Origin of the sequence: Nonomuraea sp. NPDC050540 (assembly GCF_044457485.1) — a bacterium.
In the GTDB taxonomy this organism is placed as follows: Bacteria; Actinomycetota; Actinomycetes; order Streptosporangiales; family Streptosporangiaceae; genus Nonomuraea.
Genome location: NZ_JBITHA010000001.1, coordinates 898,963 through 914,551, shown reverse-complemented (window position 1 = coordinate 914,551; position 15,589 = coordinate 898,963). Strand labels below are relative to the sequence as shown.

General features: G+C 72.1%; 16 protein-coding genes. 5 read left to right on the top strand and 11 right to left on the bottom strand.

Features of this window, described 5'->3' with window-relative positions; genetic code table 11:
* Window positions 1–8 precede the first annotated feature (8 nt).
* Both ACIBI5_RS04145 and ACIBI5_RS04140 read right to left on the bottom strand, forming a co-directional pair.
* The gene (locus ACIBI5_RS04145; RefSeq protein WP_397242964.1) at window positions 9–917 is read right to left on the bottom strand and encodes an alpha/beta hydrolase; all 909 of its coding nucleotides are present in this window, start codon (window positions 915–917) and stop codon (window positions 9–11) included.
* Window positions 910–1,767 carry a crotonase/enoyl-CoA hydratase family protein gene (locus ACIBI5_RS04140; RefSeq protein ID WP_397242962.1) on the bottom strand — a complete coding sequence of 286 codons (858 nt, stop codon included), beginning with the start codon at window positions 1,765–1,767 and terminating at the stop codon, window positions 910–912. The genes ACIBI5_RS04145 and ACIBI5_RS04140 overlap by 8 nt, the downstream gene beginning before the upstream one ends.
* 115 nt (window positions 1,768–1,882) lie before the next feature.
* Here ACIBI5_RS04140 and ACIBI5_RS04135 point away from each other — a divergent pair, with 115 nt between their 5' ends.
* A complete protein-coding gene (locus ACIBI5_RS04135) occupies window positions 1,883–3,316 on the top strand; it encodes an LCP family protein (RefSeq protein ID WP_397242960.1) in 1,434 nt (477 codons plus the stop codon).
* A gap of 21 nt (window positions 3,317–3,337) precedes the next feature.
* On the opposite strand, the gene ACIBI5_RS04130 is transcribed toward ACIBI5_RS04135, so the two are convergent.
* Genes ACIBI5_RS04130 through ACIBI5_RS04115 form a run of 4 tightly spaced genes read right to left on the bottom strand, consistent with a single transcriptional unit; the run spans window position 3,338 to window position 6,228 of the window.
* The gene (locus tag ACIBI5_RS04130) at window positions 3,338–4,633 is read right to left on the bottom strand and encodes a class I SAM-dependent methyltransferase (RefSeq protein WP_397242958.1); all 1,296 of its coding nucleotides are present in this window, start codon (window positions 4,631–4,633) and stop codon (window positions 3,338–3,340) included.
* A 27-nt stretch (window positions 4,634–4,660) separates the two neighbouring features.
* Window positions 4,661–5,233 carry a hypothetical protein gene (locus ACIBI5_RS04125; protein ID WP_397242956.1) on the bottom strand — a complete coding sequence of 191 codons (573 nt, stop codon included), beginning with the start codon at window positions 5,231–5,233 and terminating at the stop codon, window positions 4,661–4,663.
* 30 nt (window positions 5,234–5,263) lie between these two features.
* The gene (locus tag ACIBI5_RS04120; RefSeq protein ID WP_397242954.1) at window positions 5,264–5,719 is read right to left on the bottom strand and encodes a GNAT family N-acetyltransferase; all 456 of its coding nucleotides are present in this window, start codon (window positions 5,717–5,719) and stop codon (window positions 5,264–5,266) included.
* Window positions 5,716–6,228 (bottom strand): hypothetical protein, encoded by a 513-nt coding sequence (locus tag ACIBI5_RS04115; RefSeq protein ID WP_397242951.1) that lies wholly within the window; start codon window positions 6,226–6,228, stop codon window positions 5,716–5,718. The genes ACIBI5_RS04120 and ACIBI5_RS04115 overlap by 4 nt, the downstream gene beginning before the upstream one ends.
* 162 nt (window positions 6,229–6,390) lie before the next feature.
* Between ACIBI5_RS04115 and ACIBI5_RS04110 the strand changes: the two genes are divergently transcribed.
* From ACIBI5_RS04110 to ACIBI5_RS04100, 3 genes are read left to right on the top strand one after another with little or no spacing between them, the layout of a single operon-like run.
* Window positions 6,391–6,795 (top strand): hypothetical protein, encoded by a 405-nt coding sequence (locus ACIBI5_RS04110; RefSeq protein ID WP_397242949.1) that lies wholly within the window; start codon window positions 6,391–6,393, stop codon window positions 6,793–6,795.
* 55 nt (window positions 6,796–6,850) lie between these two features.
* On the top strand, window positions 6,851–7,672 hold the full coding sequence (locus tag ACIBI5_RS04105) for a serine/threonine-protein kinase (RefSeq protein WP_397242947.1): 822 nt from the start codon (window positions 6,851–6,853) through the stop codon (window positions 7,670–7,672).
* Window positions 7,673–7,715: 43 nt separating this feature from the next.
* Window positions 7,716–8,780, top strand: coding sequence for a WD40 repeat domain-containing protein (locus tag ACIBI5_RS04100; RefSeq protein WP_397243787.1), 1,065 nt, complete (start codon window positions 7,716–7,718; stop codon window positions 8,778–8,780).
* Window positions 8,781–8,784: 4 nt separating this feature from the next.
* On the opposite strand, the gene ACIBI5_RS04095 is transcribed toward ACIBI5_RS04100, so the two are convergent.
* Window positions 8,785–9,081: a hypothetical protein gene (locus ACIBI5_RS04095; protein WP_397242945.1), complete on the bottom strand. Its 297-nt coding sequence runs from the start codon at window positions 9,079–9,081 to the stop codon at window positions 8,785–8,787.
* A 257-nt stretch (window positions 9,082–9,338) separates the two neighbouring features.
* A complete protein-coding gene (locus ACIBI5_RS04090; protein WP_397242943.1) occupies window positions 9,339–10,424 on the bottom strand; it encodes a DUF5937 family protein in 1,086 nt (361 codons plus the stop codon).
* A gap of 99 nt (window positions 10,425–10,523) precedes the next feature.
* On the opposite strand from ACIBI5_RS04090, the gene ACIBI5_RS04085 reads away from it, so the two are divergent.
* A complete protein-coding gene (locus ACIBI5_RS04085; protein WP_397242941.1) occupies window positions 10,524–11,732 on the top strand; it encodes an MFS transporter in 1,209 nt (402 codons plus the stop codon).
* 422 nt (window positions 11,733–12,154) lie between these two features.
* Here ACIBI5_RS04085 and ACIBI5_RS04080 read toward each other — a convergent pair whose 3' ends face one another.
* From ACIBI5_RS04080 to ACIBI5_RS04070, 3 genes are all read right to left on the bottom strand, one after another.
* A complete protein-coding gene (locus tag ACIBI5_RS04080) occupies window positions 12,155–13,159 on the bottom strand; it encodes an enolase C-terminal domain-like protein (protein ID WP_397242939.1) in 1,005 nt (334 codons plus the stop codon).
* Between the two features lie 11 nt (window positions 13,160–13,170).
* Window positions 13,171–14,550: an MFS transporter gene (locus ACIBI5_RS04075; RefSeq protein WP_397242937.1), complete on the bottom strand. Its 1,380-nt coding sequence runs from the start codon at window positions 14,548–14,550 to the stop codon at window positions 13,171–13,173.
* A gap of 62 nt (window positions 14,551–14,612) precedes the next feature.
* Window positions 14,613–15,569 (bottom strand): Lrp/AsnC family transcriptional regulator, encoded by a 957-nt coding sequence (locus ACIBI5_RS04070; RefSeq protein ID WP_397242935.1) that lies wholly within the window; start codon window positions 15,567–15,569, stop codon window positions 14,613–14,615.
* Window positions 15,570–15,589 lie beyond the last annotated feature (20 nt).

Sequence of the window (15,589 nt, the reverse complement as noted above, 5' to 3'; positions counted from 1 at the left end):
CGTCCCGATCAGTTGATGAAGGCGGCGCTCCAGCGGTCGATCTCGGCGAAGACCTGCTTGCGGGCGGGTTCGGCCGACAGCACCAAGTCGTGCATGCCGTCGGTGATGCGTACGCAGGTGACGTGGGGGCCGATCGCGGTGGCCCAGCGGGCGATCTGCCGCGGGTCCAGGACGATGTCGGCGGAGCGGGCCTCGGGGACGAAGTCGCGTACGCGCAGCCCGTTGCTCGCGGCCAGGACCAGCACCGGGACGTCGACGTCGAGTCCCTTGTGCAGGCGGCGCTGGGCGCGGCGGATGGCGGCCAGCCAGGAGGCGTGCACGGAGAAGCCGCCGAGCGGCTTGAGCTCCAGGTCGTAGTCCCATTCGCCGCCGGACGAGCGGTGCAGGCTCTGGCCGTACGCGGTGCTGGCGCCGAGAGGCAGCGCCCGGTCGGAGTAGGACAGCGGGGTCTTGAGGAGGTCGGCGGCCAGGCGGACGGGGGCCGGCACGTTGAGGTCGAGGAACGGGCTGTTGAGCACCAGCCCCTGGGTGAGGCCGCGGCCGCGTACCCGGTCGGCCCACAGGGCGGCGACCAGGCCGCCCGTCGAGTGGGCGTTGAGCGTGAGCGAGTCGTGGTCGCGCCGGATGATGCGGACCGACTCGTCGATCTCCGGGAAGTAGTCGGTCACGCTCCTGATCAGGCCGCGGGTCTGGTGCGGGAGCAGGGACCGGCCGTACTTGCGCAGGTCGAGGGCGTAGAAGTCGACGCCCTGGGCCAGGTAGTGGTCGGCGAGGTGGTCCTGGAAGAAGTAGTCGGTGAAGCCGTGGATGTAGAGAACGGCCCGGCCGGTGGGGGCCTGCGCCCTCCTGGTCAGAAGGGTCGCGATGACCTCGCCCTCGGCGTCGGGCGGGAGCGGGAGGACAGTGCTCTCATACATGTTCATCACGATACGGCCATTCCGGCAGCCCCTCGGGCAGGTCTGTGCTCACCTTCATCGGGAAGGCGGCGGGGCGCTTCTCCAGGAACGCGTTGACGCCTTCGACCGCGTCGGGGGCGCCGCCCAGCTCGGCCATGAGGCGGGAGTCGGCGGCGTGCGCCTGCCAGGGGCTTTCCGCCGACAGGCCGGACCACATGAGCCTGCGGATGGCGGCGACGGAGACGGCCGAGGTGTTGTCGGCGATCTCGCGGGCAAGGGCGTGGGCGGCGGGCAGGAGGTCGCCGGCCGGGTAGAGGCGGGAGACGAGCCGTCCGCCGAGCGCCTCGGCGGCGTCGAAGATCCGGCCGGTGGCCGACCATTCCATGGCCTGGGCGATGCCGACGATTCTCGGCAGGAACCAGCTCGACGCGGCCTCGGTGACGATGCCCCGGCGGGCGAAGACGAAGCCGAAGCGGGCGGTGTCGGCGGCCAGCCGCACGTCCATGGGGAGGGTCATCGTGGCGCCCACGCCGACGGCGGGGCCGTTGACGGCGGCGATGACCGGTTTGAGGCTCGCGGCGATGCGCAGCGCGACCGTGCCGCCGCCGTCGCGCGGGTAGCCGTCGATCAGCTCCCCTTTGCCGTGGCCGAAGGTCTTGCCCCCGCCGGACAGGTCGGCGCCGGCGCAGAACGCCCGGCCCGCGCCGGTGACGACGACCGCGCGAACCTCGTCGTCGGCGTCGCTCCTGTCGAAAGCGTCGATCAACTCACCGCGCATCGTAAAGGTGAAGGCGTTCAGGCGCTCGGGACGCTTCAATGTGACGGTGGCGACACCGTCCGTCACGGTGTAGTCGATCTCGGAGAATGCCATGGACCGAATCTTATTCGGTTACTGATGTTCACTCTCCACTAACGTCATATTTCGCATTCCATCCGTATGCTGCCGCCCCAAAGCGGCCTACGGTGGACTGCGCGGGGAAGCGGGGATGGGTGTGTCACGGAGCAAGGTACCGGTGAGCACCGGCGCGGTCCTGGGATGGACCTTGTTGTCGGCGTTCGTGCCAGGGGCGGGCCATCTGCGGGCCGGCTGGCGTAGAACCGGACTGGCGTTGCTCGGCTGTTACGCGGCCGGGCTCCTCGCTCTGCTCTTCGTCGCGCTGACCGCCGACGGCGACCTGTTCGGAACGGCCGTCAACTGGCTGCGGACGATCGCGATCGGCTCGCTCGTGCTCGGGCTGGCCTGGTTCGCGCTGGTCGTGCACACGTTCATCGTGCTCAGCCCCGGGCGGCTGCCGCAGAACGCGCAGATCCTCACCGGGACGCTCGCCGGGCTGCTCGCGGTGGCGGTCATCACGCCCTTCGCCTACGCCGCCCAGACCGTCTGGACCATCCACAGCACGATCGGCAACATCTTCGCCCCCGACGAGCCCCTGGCGGACCGGCCGCAGCAGCAGGGCCGCCCGGTCGACCCGTGGGCGGGCCGCGAACGCGTCAACATCCTGCTGCTCGGCGGCGACGCCGACACCCACAGGACCGGCGTGCGCACCGACAGCATGAACCTGGCCAGCATCGACGTCGCCTCCGGCAACACCGTGCTGATGAGCCTGCCGCGCAACCTGGAGAACGTGCGGTTCCGTCCCGGCACGCCGATGGCCGAGCGTTTCCCGAACGGCTTCCGCCTCCCCGCCGACCCCGGCGGCGGCCGCAGCGACCTGCTCAACAGCGTCTGGGAGTACGCCGACGCGCACCCGGAGATCTTCGGCGGCCGCACCCACCAGGGCGCCAAGGTCCTCATGGAGACGATCGGCCACACCCTCGGGGTCAAGGTCGACTGGTACGCCCTGGTCAACATGTGGGGCTTCGCCAAGCTGATCGACGCCATCGGCGGCGTGACGATCAGCGTGGAGAAGGACATCGTCTTCGGCAAGTACAACGAGGGCCTGGTCAAGGCCGGCACGCGCAAGCTCAACGGCGGCGACGCCATGTGGTACGCCCGCTCGCGCACCTACTCCGACGACTACACCCGGATGCGCCGCCAGCGCTGCGTCATCGCCGCCCTGCTCGACCAGGCCGACCCGGCGACGGTCCTGACCCGGTTCAACAAGATCGCGCTGGCCACCAAGGAACTCATCAGGACCGACATCCCCCGCAACATGCTCGCCCACCTGGTGCCGCTGGCCCTGAAGGTCAAGAACGCGAAGGTGTCCAGCATCCAGTTCGTCCCGCCGCTGATCAGCACCGGCTATCCCGACTGGGACAAGATCCGCCAGATCTCCACCAAGGCCATCCGCGACTCGGCCGAGCGCCGCCCGGCCGCCGCCGCGAGCGCCACGCCGTCCGGCTCCAGCACCCCGAAACCCCGCAAGACCACCTCACTCGACCCCACGAAGAGCCTCGGCGACGGCTGCGGCGTCCTGTGACCCCCTTTTCTCCGGTACGGCTCAGCCGCGGTGGAAGGCGGCGCGCCAGCGGCGGCGTTCCCCGTCTCCGATCTCCTCGATCGCGGCGGTGAACCCGCCCTCGCCGAAGGCCGCGACCTCTGACGGGGTCAGCGGCCACGGCGGCGCGTACACGGGCCCGCCCTCGTCCCTGGCCGTAGCGATGACCAGCAGCGTGCCGCCCGGCGCCACCAGTTCCCGCACGGCGGCGGTGGCCCGCGCGTGCAGGTCCTCGGGCAGCGCCTGCACCGTCATGATCTCCACGACCAGGTCGAACGCGCCGCGCCACTCCCCCGGCAGGTCCAGCAGGTCGGCGGCGGAGTAGTCGACGGCCGACTCGGGGAAGCGGGTCCTGGCGCCCTTGACGGCCGATTCGGAGACGTCGAAGGCGGTCGTCGCGTAGCCGAGCCCGGCCACGTACTCGGCGTCGTCCCCGAGCCCGCACCCGACCACCATGGCCCGCCGTCCCTCCCCAGGCGCCCCCCGCGACCACTCGACGAGCAGCGGGTGCGGAGTGCTGGAGTCCCAGGGCACGATGGCCTCGCCGGAGGCGGCCTCGGCGTAGAGCTTCTCGAACCAGCCGGTGGCGTCGCCGCCTGCCAGGGATGCGGCGGCCAGCCGCCGGGCGTCCTCGTCGGGGTCGCGCATGTGTCCTCCGTGTCGTGCGAGCTCCACGAGGTCTATCAGATGGCCGTCCGGCCCGACCAGCTCCCGCTGCCGGTAGGGATGTTTCGCGACATATCCCTGTTTCCAGGCTTTCACCTGAAGGAGCGGGAGCAGGGTGCAGACGTCGCGATCGGGGTGAGGGCACGGCCACCTGGTGTGCCACCACTGCAGGGCCGCCGCCTGGCCCGAGCGGACCAGCGCGATCACATCGTCGTCGTCGGCGTCCCTGCCGAGGAATGTGCCGGCCGCCTCGATCACCATCAGGCGAAGCTCGTTTCCGTTGGCGAGCCATTGGTCCAGGTCGAGGCCGGCGAGCTGCGGGGTCGCGCCGGTCCCGGGACTGACCCCGAAGAGGAGGCGGTCGACGAACCGCCGCGGCACCTCGGTCACGACGGGGTCGTCGGCCGGTTCTGGCGCGGGCCCGTCGCTCCAGCCAAGGTCGTCCATGGCGCGGCCCTCGGCGAACGCCGGGTGGGCCCGCATCCAGCCCCAGACGTTGGGCCCGATCCGCTCGGCCAGCCGGTCGTGCCGCAACTTCCACATGAAAGCCTCATAGGCGTCGGCGGGCGTCCCCGGGGCGTGGGCCATCAGCCAGTCGAAGGCCCAGATGCTCACCAGAAACCGCCGCAGCACCGCGGCGACCGGCTCCTGCCCGGCCAGCTATGCCCCGGCCAGCCAGTCGGCCCGGCGAATCTCCCTGACGGCCGCGACGATCTCCGCCTGCCATGGGGTCGGCTTCAGGAGTTCGTCCCCGTACAGATCCAGGAGCAGGTGCTTACGGAGCGTGCCGTTCTTGAGCCGGGTCAGCTCGATGATCAGCAGGGCGCGTAGCTCGTCCTCGGGCAACTGCAGGAGCAGCGGCAGCCCGATCCGCAACCGGGGCTTGCCGTGCCAGTTCCTGGCGACGCCGGTCCACACGAAGGCGCTGATCCGGATCTGGGGCATGCGGCGGAACCCTGCCGTCCGGGCCGCGTCCTTCACCACGGCGGCCAGCCGCGGCTGTTTGCGCAGCGACAGCCGCGGGTTCTTCCAGGAGTAGCTCCTGACACCGGCGACGCACGCGCAGAGCCCCATGGTCACCGCGAAGAGCAGCGTCCACGGCCAGACCTCGGCTCCGCCCAGCCACAGGAAGCACCAGCACCCGCCCGCGCCCACGGCGACGACCGTCCACGACAGCCAGGGGATGCTGAACAGCCAGTAGGGGATCAGCGCGGAGGGTTGCGTCCGGAGCACGATCTGGAGTAATCGCCAGTTCGACACGGCTCAGACGTCCAGGGTGTAGCGGCGCTTTTCCAGCGACCTGGCGCCCAGGCGGTCGTAGAAGCGGATGGCGCCCTCGTTCCAGATCGGCGTCTGCCATTGCACGTACGGCAGGCCCAGCTCCCGCGCCTGCTCGACCACCGCCGCCATGAGCAGCCGCCCGAGGCCGTGGCCCCGGCTGGCCTCGTTCAGGAACAGGCAGTCCATGTGCAGGAACTCCGTCCCGCCCCACGTGGACACCTCGGCCGCGCAGGTGGCGTAGCCGACGACCTCGCCGGAAGACGTCTCGGCCACCAGGCAGCGCAGCCGGGGGGCCGCGGCGCCGAACAGCAGGGCCGACAGCCGCTCGGGCAGGTCGGGCGGGGGTGGCGGGGCCTTCTCGTAGGCGGTGTGCTCGGTGACCAGCTCGACGACGCGGGGCAGGTCGGCGGGTACGGCCGGCCGTACACGAGGATTCAACGGACCTCCCCGGAGATCACGTCGGCGCCCCACGCGGACACCCGTCGCCCGATCGGCCCGTCACCGTCGAGCACGTGGCGCACGAACGCCTCCCGCTCGTGCGCCAGGATCGCGGCCTCCCACACGCACGGCGCCAGCCCCGCCCGTCCCGGCCGCAGCCCGGCGGGGTCGTCAGCGGGGCCGACGAAGATCGCGAGGTCTGACATGTGGCCCTCGATCCAGGTATGGATGATGACGTAGTCGCCGTCGCCTCCGGCGTGCAGGATCAGCACCGACAACCCCAGGGAACCGCGCAGGGCGCCCGGCGCGAGGTGCCCGCCGGCGATGTCCAGGCCGGTCTCGATGTCGATGGCGCTCCGGCCCGGCTTCTCCAGCGCGTACACCTTCACCAGGTGGCCGCCGGACTCACGGACGCCCAGCGCGCGGACGGCGCGGGCGTGGTGCTCGCCGGACAGGGACAGCAGAGCGGCGGCGTCCACCGCCCGGGGCAAGGTCAACGTCTCACTCATGAGCACATCATGCCGTCAGCCCCTGACAGGAAACCACCGGCGGCGGTGCCGTGTCAGCCGCCGTATCAGGACGGCGACGGCCCGGGGTCAGGACGGTCGGCGAAGGTTGGGCACATGAACGGGTCAGCGAGACCCGGCGACAGACCCGAAGGAGAACCCACCATGTCCATCACCCTCAACGACCAGGACGCACTCACCCTCCGCCTCGCCGCCTGGGGCGCCGTCTCCCTGATGTCCGCAGCGGGCGCGGCCGGCTCGGCCCACAAGGCCGCCACCCACGGCTCCCTCGCCCTGACCGCGGCGACCGGCCCGGTCGGCCACGTGATCACCAAGACGCCCAAGGGCGTGAAGTACGGCAAGACCGTCGCCGAACTCGCCGACCAGGTGCTCCCGGCCCTGACCGCGGCCGTGAACCTGCTCAAGCGGCAGGACCCGGCCGAGGCCGGCAACTTCCGCCGCACCGTCATCGTCGCCGTCGAAGCCGCCTCCCGGAGCCACCAGGGCGAGCCCGGCCCCACCATGACCGAGATGGCCCGCAAGATCACCGAAGCCCTCGACGCCGCCTGACGGATGCCGATCCCGCGGCCTTCCCCTCTCTCCCGGCGGCTTGTACCGTTCGCCTGTGGGGCCGGGAGAGGGAGACTTCACGTCCGAACCGCACCCGCTGGCCGAAGGCGATCCGCTCCGGATCGCGGACTACCCGCTGACCGGCGTACTGGGCAGCGGCGGCCAGGGGGTGGTCTACCTGAGCCGGACCCCGCTGGGGCGCCCGGTGGCCGTCAAGACGCTGCACGCCCGCATGGCCGGCGACGACCTGGCCCAGGCGCGTTTCCTGCGCGAGACCGAGATCGCCCGCCGCGTGGCCGCCTTCTGCACCGCGCGCGTCCTGGACGCGGGCATCGCGGGCGGGCGACCGTACCTGGTCAGTGAGTACGTCCAGGGCCCGTCCCTGGAACGGCTCGTGACCCGGGAGGGGCCGCGCGCCGGCGGCGGCCTGGACCGGCTGGCGATCACCACCCTGATGGCGCTGCAGGCGATCCACCGGGCCGGCGTCGTGCACCGGGACTTCAAGCCGGGCAACGTGATCATGGGCCAGGAGGGGCCGGTGGTCATCGACTTCGGCATCGCCCGCGCCCTCGAACACTCCGCCACCACCTCCGGCCTGGTGGGCACGCCCGCCTACATGTCCCCCGAGTTACTCGGCGGCGCCGTCGCCAATGTGGCCTCGGACGTGTTCGCCTGGGCCGCGACCATGGTGTACGCCGCCCGGGCACCGGGCCTTCCCCGGCTCGACCCCCGGTGCGATCCTCAACGCGATCATGACCCGCGAGCCCGACCTGACCGGCGTGCCGCGCCATCTGCGCCCGCTGCTGGCCGCCTGCCTGTCCAAGGATCCCGCCTCCCGGCCCGCGGTCGCCGACCTCCTGACCGCCCTGACCCATGAACGCCCGTTGACGACCCCGCGCGTGGCCGTGGGCCGCCGCCGCATGATGCGGGTGCTGGCCGCGGGCGTCCTGGTCGCCGCGGTGCCCGCGGTCTACGGCCTGTTCTCCACCACCCCCGGCGTGCCTTTCGGAGGCCTGGTCCGCCAGCCGGTCACGGGCCGCCAGAAGTGGATCCTGTCGCTCGCGCTGAGCCAGGTGAACGGCCGCCCGGTCGTGGTCAGCGGCGGCTACGACGGCACCATCGCCGTGGCGGACCTGGCCACCGGCGCTCCCGTGGGCGCGGCGCCGCAGGGCCATCAGGGACCGATCTGGTCGGTGGCGACGGGCCTGGTGCGCGACACCCCCGTCGTGGTCTCCGGGGGCCTCGACGGCACGGTACGCCTGTGGGACCTGGCGACCGGCGCGCCGATCCACGAACCGTTCACGGGCCACCGGGGCTCGGTCGAGTCAGTGGGCGTCGGTCTGCTGGACGGCCGTCCCGTGGCCGTCTCAGGCGGTCAGGATCACACGGTACGCCGCTGGGACCTGACCAGCGGCGCACCCATCGGCGGACCCATCGAAGGCCATCCGACCTGGGTGCTGGCCGTCGCGGCGGGAGAGTCCGCCGGCCGCCCCGTCGTGGCCTCCGGCGGCTACGACGGCAGAATCCTCATCTCCGACCTGGCCACCGGCGCGAAGGTGGCCGAACGCGCGCAAGGCCACGGCGGGCCCGTGGAGTCGATGACGGTGGGCCGGCTCGGCGAGCGCCAGGTGGCGATCTCGGGCGGCGGCGACGGCGACCACTCGGTACGCGTCTGGGACCTGACCACCGGGGCACCGATCGGCAGGCCGTTCACCGGCCACCGGAGCTGGGCCCTGGGGTTGGCGGCGGGAGAACTGGAGGACGGCCGCGCGGTCGTGGTGTCCGGCGGATACAGGGACGAGACCGTACGGGTGTGGGATCTGGCCACCGGGGCGCCGATCGGCGGTCCGTTCCTCGGCCACCGGGGGCTGATCGAGGCGGTGACGATCGGGGTGCTGAACGATCGGCGGGTGGCGGTGTCGGCGGGGGACGACGGCAGGGTGCGGGTATGGAGCCTCGGCCCGCCCTACCCGCCCGGCTCTTGACCGGCTACGTCCGCTGACGGCCCGCCTCGACCACCCACAGAGCGGTCGCGCCCAGGACGGCCATGAACTGTATCGCGATCAACGAGATCTCAACCTCGTGCGGCATTTCGGCGTTCTGAACGATCACCAACAGGGCCACGAACGCGGCCACCAGGAGATTGGCCCAGCCACCGAGACGGCTATGGCGCCGCCTGTTCAGCCAGAAGGCCCAGGACGGCGCCCGGTCGATGATCACGCTGTGGATGCCCAGCGCGGCGTTCAGCGAGGCCAGGACGAGCAGAATCCACGTGAAGGTGATCACTCCACCATTGTGCCCCGAGTCTGTGGATGTGCCCGCCCCCAGCCGCACTCCCAGACGGCGAACACGACCCAACCAGCCACCCGCCCCCTGGGTGGCGGAAGGGGGCGGCCACCGCTCTGGTCAACGGGTGGGGCCACCGGCAAGACGTCCGAGCGGAGCGAGGGCCTCCAGGGGTCGAGCTTCAGCTTGACGGAAACACGTGTGGAACGAAGCGGAACGCCTTGCCTTTCAGGGGAGGGCGCCCATGTCGGAGCTGCTCAGCGCAGTACGGCCGTCAGCAGGTCGGCGCCCAGGGCTGTCAGATCGGGGAGGTTGACGGTGTAGCGGACGTATCGTCCGTGCCGCCGGGCCGTGAGCAGGCCCGCGCGGCGCAGGACGCCGAGGTGGCGGGACACCTCCGGCGGGGAAAGGTCCCAGGCGTGGGCCAGCTCACCGGTGGTGTGCGGGCCGCGGGCGAGGGTGCGGAGCAGGCGCAGCCGTACCGGATGGGCGAGTGCCTCCAGGCGGAGCGTGACGGATTCCAGCGACACCGGCTTCGACGGGCTTGCCTCGGCCACGGGGTACTGGACCACCGGCTGCCACCCGGGCGCGTGAACCATCACCAGGTGCGGGCGGCCGTAGACGCTGGGGAGGAAGGTGACCCCGGCCTCGTGGGCGGCGGTCGCCTTGTCCTGCAGCTTGTCCACGATGATGCTGTCGCCGTCCGGCGACAGGGTGACGGCGCCGGAGACGGACGCGAGTGCCGCCCCGATGCCCTGGCGCTTCAGCAGGTCGTTCTTCAGGCGCAGGTCGGCGGCGAGTCGCGCGGCGACGCCCGTCCAGGCGGTGTCGAAGAAGGCTTCGGCGCACTGTTCGAGGGTGTGTCGCACCCGTGCCCGCACGGCGGCCGGGTCGGCGAGCAGCCGTTCCGCGAAGGCCTCCTGAAGCGCGCCGCGCGCCTGGGCCAGGTCCAGGGCCCGCTCGCGCGCCGTCGCGTCGGCGAGCGGCGACGGCGCGGCGAAGTGGACCCGGTTGCTGCCGCACGTGGTGACGAGCGCGGCGGTCACATAGGTTTCGTCGTCGATCCGGTCCACGTCGTCCAGTTCCTCGGCGAGGGTCGGCCTCGGACGAGCGGGCACCAGGAAGTCGGCCCGTGAGGAACGCCAGAGGAACTCCGCCTCCCGCAACCGTTCGGCGAGCTCCGGCCGCAGCCCGGCCCAGACGTCCCCGGCCCAGCCCGAGAGCTGCGGGTGGTGCCCGGGTTCCGCCAGCACGTGCAGCATCGCGGTCAGCTCGGCCAGCGGGGAGGCGGCGAACCGCAGCCGCCCGGACGGCAGACCGCCGATGTCGATCCTCAACGTCATCCCCTCATCATCGCCGGTCGGACGGCCGGCGACGGTGCCGGTTGACGGGGTCCGTCAACCGGCGCCGCCGGCCCGGCGGCCGTACGCATCGTTGACGCCATGGCAACCACCAAGATCCGGCCCGGTGCCCTCGTCCGTGCCTCAGGAGGCCCCCGCTACGCCGTCGCCCTGGTCGTGGACGCGCTCGGCACCGGCCTGCTGCGGCCCTATCTGCTGTTGTACGGGGTGACGGTCCTGGGGCTGTCCGCGCCGGCCACCGGCATCGCCATGACGGCCGGCGCCGTCGCGGGCCTGGTGTGCGTGCCCGCGGTCGGCCGATGGCTGGACCGGGGCGCACGCAGCACGGTCGTGGCGGCGTCGATGCTGGTGCGGTTGCTGGGTGTGGCCCTGCTGCCGGTCACCCCGGCGGGGAACGTCTGGCTGTTCGCGGCGGCGGCGCTCTTCCTCGGCATCGGCAACCAGGCCGGGCCGGCCGCCCACGCCGCCCTCGTGGCCACGATCGCCCACGGCCGCGAGCGCGACGCCGCCCTCGCGGGAGGCCGCGCCCTGCGCAACGCCGGCCTGGGCGCCGGCGCGCTCCTCGCCACCGCGTGCCTGGCGGGCGGTACCACCGCGTTGCAGGCGATGGCGGCCGTCACCGGGCTCGCCTACCTCGCCGCGGCGGCCTTGGCGTGGTCGGTCCGCGTGCGCGCTCATACGGCCGCCACCCCGGCCGGCGAGCCCGCGCCCCCGATGCGCGCCCTGCTGTCCGCCAACGTGATCTACGTCTTCTGCCTCAACGTCCCCGAAATCGCGCTCCCTCTGGTCCTGGTGACACAGATGCACGTCTCCCCGGTGTGGCCGGCGGCCATCTTCGTGGCCAACACGGTGCTGGTGATCACCCTGCAGGTTCCGGTCACCGTTCTGCTGTCCCGCTTCGCCCGGCGGGCCGTGCTGACTCTCTCCGGCGTGGTGATCGCCGCGTCCTACCTCGGCTTCCTCGCGGCCACCTCCCTGGGGCCCGGCTGGGGCGCCCCGGCCGTCGTCATGGTGTCCGTGGTCTGCACCGTCGGCGAGATCATCTACGCCGGGAGCGCCACCGCGCTCGTCACCGCCCTCGCCCCGGCCCAAGTCCTGGGACGCGCCCTCGCCCGCTTCCAGCTCTCCACGGGCTTCGGCCTCGCCGTCTCCCCGGCGGTCATCACCGCTCTCGCACCCCACGGTCCGGCCGCCCTCTGGGGCAGCCTGGCCGCCACGACCCTCCTCTCCGCCTCCGCCGTCGCCACCGAGAAGGATCCCCCCGGTCCCCCGGCGCGGGCAGGCGCATGAACTCGGCGACCTTGACTGGCGGCGTCTCGTCCACTGATCTGACGTGGCGGGCCATGCGGAGACGGCTATCAACCGACTGACGCCGGGTGCCCGACTCGTCGGCTGTTCTCAGGGAGTGTTGCCGTGCTCCTCATCACCACAGTCGCGATTCTGGCCTGGATGAACTTCCGAGCACGGCGCAGGGCAGTGAGATCCGGCCTCTAGAGTTGCCCGCCACGACGCGCCCTCGTGGGTCACCCCAGGCGGCCAAGGCGACCCAACCGGCCGTCCCACCCGCCTGTTGGATGGGCGGAAGGGGTGGCCACCGCTCTGGTCAACGGGTGGGGCCACCGGCAAGACGTCCGAGCGGAGCGAGGGCCTTCAGGGGCCGAGCTTCAGCTCGACCGGAAACACGTGTGGAACGAAGCGGAACGCCTTGCCTCTCAGGCGCGGAACCGGTCCTTGGCCAGGCGGTGTACGCGGGGTTCGTCGATCGTGTGGCCCAGGCCGGGCTGGGTGAACGGGACGGCGATCACGCCCGCGTTCGCGCCCACGATCGGGTCCACGATCTGGTTGTTGCGTGGCGGCTGGGTCACGTCGCACGCCAGTGTGCACCCCGGCAGGCTCGCGACCGCGACCGTCGCCGCCCTTGCCAAGCCCGCCCCCTGGCCGCCGGTGCACTGGATGTCCCAGCCCGCCGCGGCCGCGCGGTCATGGGCTCTGCGGGTCTCGCTCAGCGACGGGAACGCCGCGGGCCGCAGCAACAGCACTCGTCCCGCCCGCAGTGTCAGGTAGTCGTCCAGTTCGGCCGCCGTGCTCGCCTCCACCGCCACCGCCGCCGACACCTGGTCCTGAAGGGTCGCGTGAAGGTAGGGGTCCGAGACGGCGAAGGGGCGCTCGATCACTTCCAGGCCGTAGGAGTCGAGGGCGATGAGCTGCTCGGGGGTGGTGTAGCACCCGGCCCCGTCGACGGCGAGCGTCAGCGCCGGGTACGCCGCTCGCACCGCCCGTACCGGCTCGACGTCCCAGCCCGGCCTGATGTCCAGCGTCACGTGTCCGTACCCGGCGCACACCTGCTGGTTCACGCGGGAGACCAGGCTTTCCAGGGACGGGTCCGGCGTCAGCCGTACGGTCGCCATCAATGAGGTACGGCTGCCGCCCAGCGCGTGCGCCAGCGGTACGCCGCGCATCCTGGTCCAGAGGTCCCAGCAGGCCATGTCCACGGCCGGGTCGCCGCTGGGCGCGCTGTCGGGGTGTTCCCAGTCGACGCCGATGAGCCGAGCGCCGAGGGTTTCCTCCAGGTTGGTCCAGGTCTTGGCCTCGGGGGCGATCGCCTCGCCCCAGCCGGTCATGCCACCGTGGTCGGTGAGCCTGACGAGCAGGGTCTCCTGGCGTCCGCCGAACGGCAGGACGAGCCTGAAGACCTCAAGCTCCCGCACTCGCGGCATGTACCCCCCTTTTATGACGCGGTCCCCTCCAGTGTGCCCGTCTTCGCGGACTGGGCAAAACGGGGGGCCAGGATGGCGCCGAGGATGGCGAGGCCGAAGGTGAAGGCGAAACCGGCGATGTAGGTCTCGTGGGTGGCGGTGAACAGGGCGCCGGTGACGGCGACCGCGACGACGGTGAAGACGGACTCGCCGACGCCGACGGCCGCGGAGTTGTGGCCTTCCTCGCCCTGCTTGGACATCTCCAGCACCAGCACGGAGACGGTCGGGTGGAGGGCGCCGATGCCGAGCCCGGAGATGGCCATGGCGAGGTAGGCGACGGCGAGCGGGACGGCGTCCACGAGCACGAGGCTGACCAGCGCGATGCCAAGGGCGATCATGAGGGCGCCGCCGCGCAGGGCGGCCATGTTGCTGATGGTGCCGCGGCCCTTGAACCAGGAGCCGGTGGACCAGCCGAGCGCGCCGACGGTCAGCACGACGCCGGCGCCGATCGGGGACAGGCCGCGCTCGTTCATGAGCATGAGCGGGATGAGCACCTGGGAGGCGGTCAGGGAGCCGAAGGCCAGGCCGCGCAGGACCGGGGCGGTCGGCAGGCCGGGGGCGGCGCGCAGGGAACCCTTGAGCAGGAGCCTGGGCAGGGCCACGGCCAGGACGACGACACCGGCGACGAGCAGGGGCAGACCGGCCAGGCCGAGGGCGCTGCCGTACTGGATGAGCGCGGCGGCGACGGCGGTCAGCGCGGCCCAGACGAGCTTGCGGCCGAGGCCGGGGGCGGGTTCCGCGGAGCCGGAGCGGACGTCGGAGCCGGCGGTGCCGCGCCACAGGAGCAGGGCGGCGGGCACGACGATCACGGCGACGCCGAGGAAGACCCAGCGCCAGTCGACCTGCTCGACGACGAGTCCGGCGATGGCCGGGCCCACCATCGAGGGGACCACCCAGGCGGCGGAGAACAGGGCGAAGACCTTGGGGTGCATGGAACCCGGGTAGACCCGGGCGACCACCACGTACAGCGACACCTGGATCAATCCGGCGCCCAGGCCCTGGACGAAGCGCCCGGCGATGAAGATCTCCATCGTGGGGGCGAATCCGGCCAGCAGCAGACCGGCGACGAACGTGACGACGCCGGTGCCCATGGGCTGGAGGGGGCCGCGCACGTCCGACCACCGGCCCCCGAGGACGGTGGCGATGACGCTGGCGGCGAGGGTCGCGCTGAAGGCCAGGTTGTACAGGTCCATGCCGCCGAGTTCGCGGGCGACCACGGGCATCGCGGTGGCCACGGCCATCGCCTCGAACGCGACGAGGGTGACGAGCGCGACCAGCCCGAAGCTCAGTGAGCGGTACTTCCGCGAGATCACGCTTGCCGGGGCAGGTGGGGCTTCAGCAACGGTTGTCATGCCAGGCAACTTACGATCATCCCAGGTCAGGCACATCGGGCGCAGGACCTAGGCAATCCGGCCTAGGGCATGATCATTGCGGCGCCCTTGACGCTTCTGATGACCGGTGCGGTCTCCAGGTGCTGGATCGCGCGCAGCCGTCCCAGCGGCCCGGTGATGTACTCGTGCAGGCCGAACACGTCCCGGCAGGCCACCGCGGCGACCAGGTTGCTGGGGCCGGTGGTCGCCGCGACGAACGCGACCTCCTCGTGGGCCGCCAGCGCGTCGCCGACGGCGTCCTGCTCGGCGGGCGGGACGGACATCCAGAGGCGGGCCTGGGTACCCCTGCCCAGCACGTGGGAGTCGACGTCCAGGTCGAGGTAGAGGGCGCCGCCGGAGAGCAGGGCGTCGAGGCGGCGTCCCGCGCTCGTCTCCGACCAGCCGGTCGCCGCCGCGAGCTCCGCCAGGGTGGCGCGGCCGTCCCTGGTGAGCTCGCCGAGCAGGAGGTCGTCCTGCGGGGAGAGTTCGACGGGGGTGCCGGTGGGCTCCGGGCCGCGCAGGGCGGCGGCCTGCTCCTCCGTCAGGGCCGCCAGGAAGCGCGGGTGCTCGTGGGCGCCGCCGTAGTAGACGTGGAGGAGGCAGTGCGCGCTGACCGAGTCCACGCGCGGTGTGCGCGGCAGCTTCTGCAGCAGCAGGGCGTCGCGGTCGCGGTCGGTGCGGGACTGGACGACGAAGTTGATCTCGGTGCCGCCCGAGGTGACCATGATGAACGAGGTGTCGGGCCGGCGGGCCAGCGCCTCGGCGACGGCCAGGGCGACGTCGGGGCGGCAGCGGACGCGCACGTACCAGCGCACCTCCCCCACCAGCCTGGGCACGGTCTGGCCGACCACCCGCAGCCGTCCGCCCGAGGTCAGCCTGCGGTAGCGCCGCGCGACGGTCTGGTCGGAGACCCCCAGCACCTCGGCGATCTTGCTGAACGGCGCGCGCCCGTCGATCTGGAGCGCGTGGATCAGCCGCCGGTCGATGATGTCGGATTCCACGCCCTCAGCCCATCTCATGT

Excerpts from the sequence above, each read along its gene's own strand:
- ACIBI5_RS04090 (WP_397242943.1), bottom strand. The coding sequence starts at position 10,424 with ATGACGTTGAGGATCGACATCGGCGGTCTGCCGTCCGGGCGGCTGCGG.
- ACIBI5_RS04085 (WP_397242941.1), top strand. The coding sequence starts at position 10,524 with ATGGCAACCACCAAGATCCGGCCCGGTGCCCTCGTCCGTGCCTCAGGA.
- ACIBI5_RS04100 (WP_397243787.1), top strand. The coding sequence starts at position 7,716 with ATGATGCGGGTGCTGGCCGCGGGCGTCCTGGTCGCCGCGGTGCCCGCG.
- ACIBI5_RS04140 (WP_397242962.1), bottom strand. The coding sequence starts at position 1,767 with ATGGCATTCTCCGAGATCGACTACACCGTGACGGACGGTGTCGCCACC.
- ACIBI5_RS04075 (WP_397242937.1), bottom strand. The coding sequence starts at position 14,550 with ATGACAACCGTTGCTGAAGCCCCACCTGCCCCGGCAAGCGTGATCTCG.
- ACIBI5_RS04135 (WP_397242960.1), top strand. The coding sequence starts at position 1,883 with ATGGGTGTGTCACGGAGCAAGGTACCGGTGAGCACCGGCGCGGTCCTG.
- ACIBI5_RS04080 (WP_397242939.1), bottom strand. The coding sequence starts at position 13,159 with ATGCCGCGAGTGCGGGAGCTTGAGGTCTTCAGGCTCGTCCTGCCGTTC.
- ACIBI5_RS04145 (WP_397242964.1), bottom strand. The coding sequence starts at position 917 with ATGTATGAGAGCACTGTCCTCCCGCTCCCGCCCGACGCCGAGGGCGAG.
- ACIBI5_RS04110 (WP_397242949.1), top strand. The coding sequence starts at position 6,391 with ATGTCCATCACCCTCAACGACCAGGACGCACTCACCCTCCGCCTCGCC.
- ACIBI5_RS04115 (WP_397242951.1), bottom strand. The coding sequence starts at position 6,228 with ATGAGTGAGACGTTGACCTTGCCCCGGGCGGTGGACGCCGCCGCTCTG.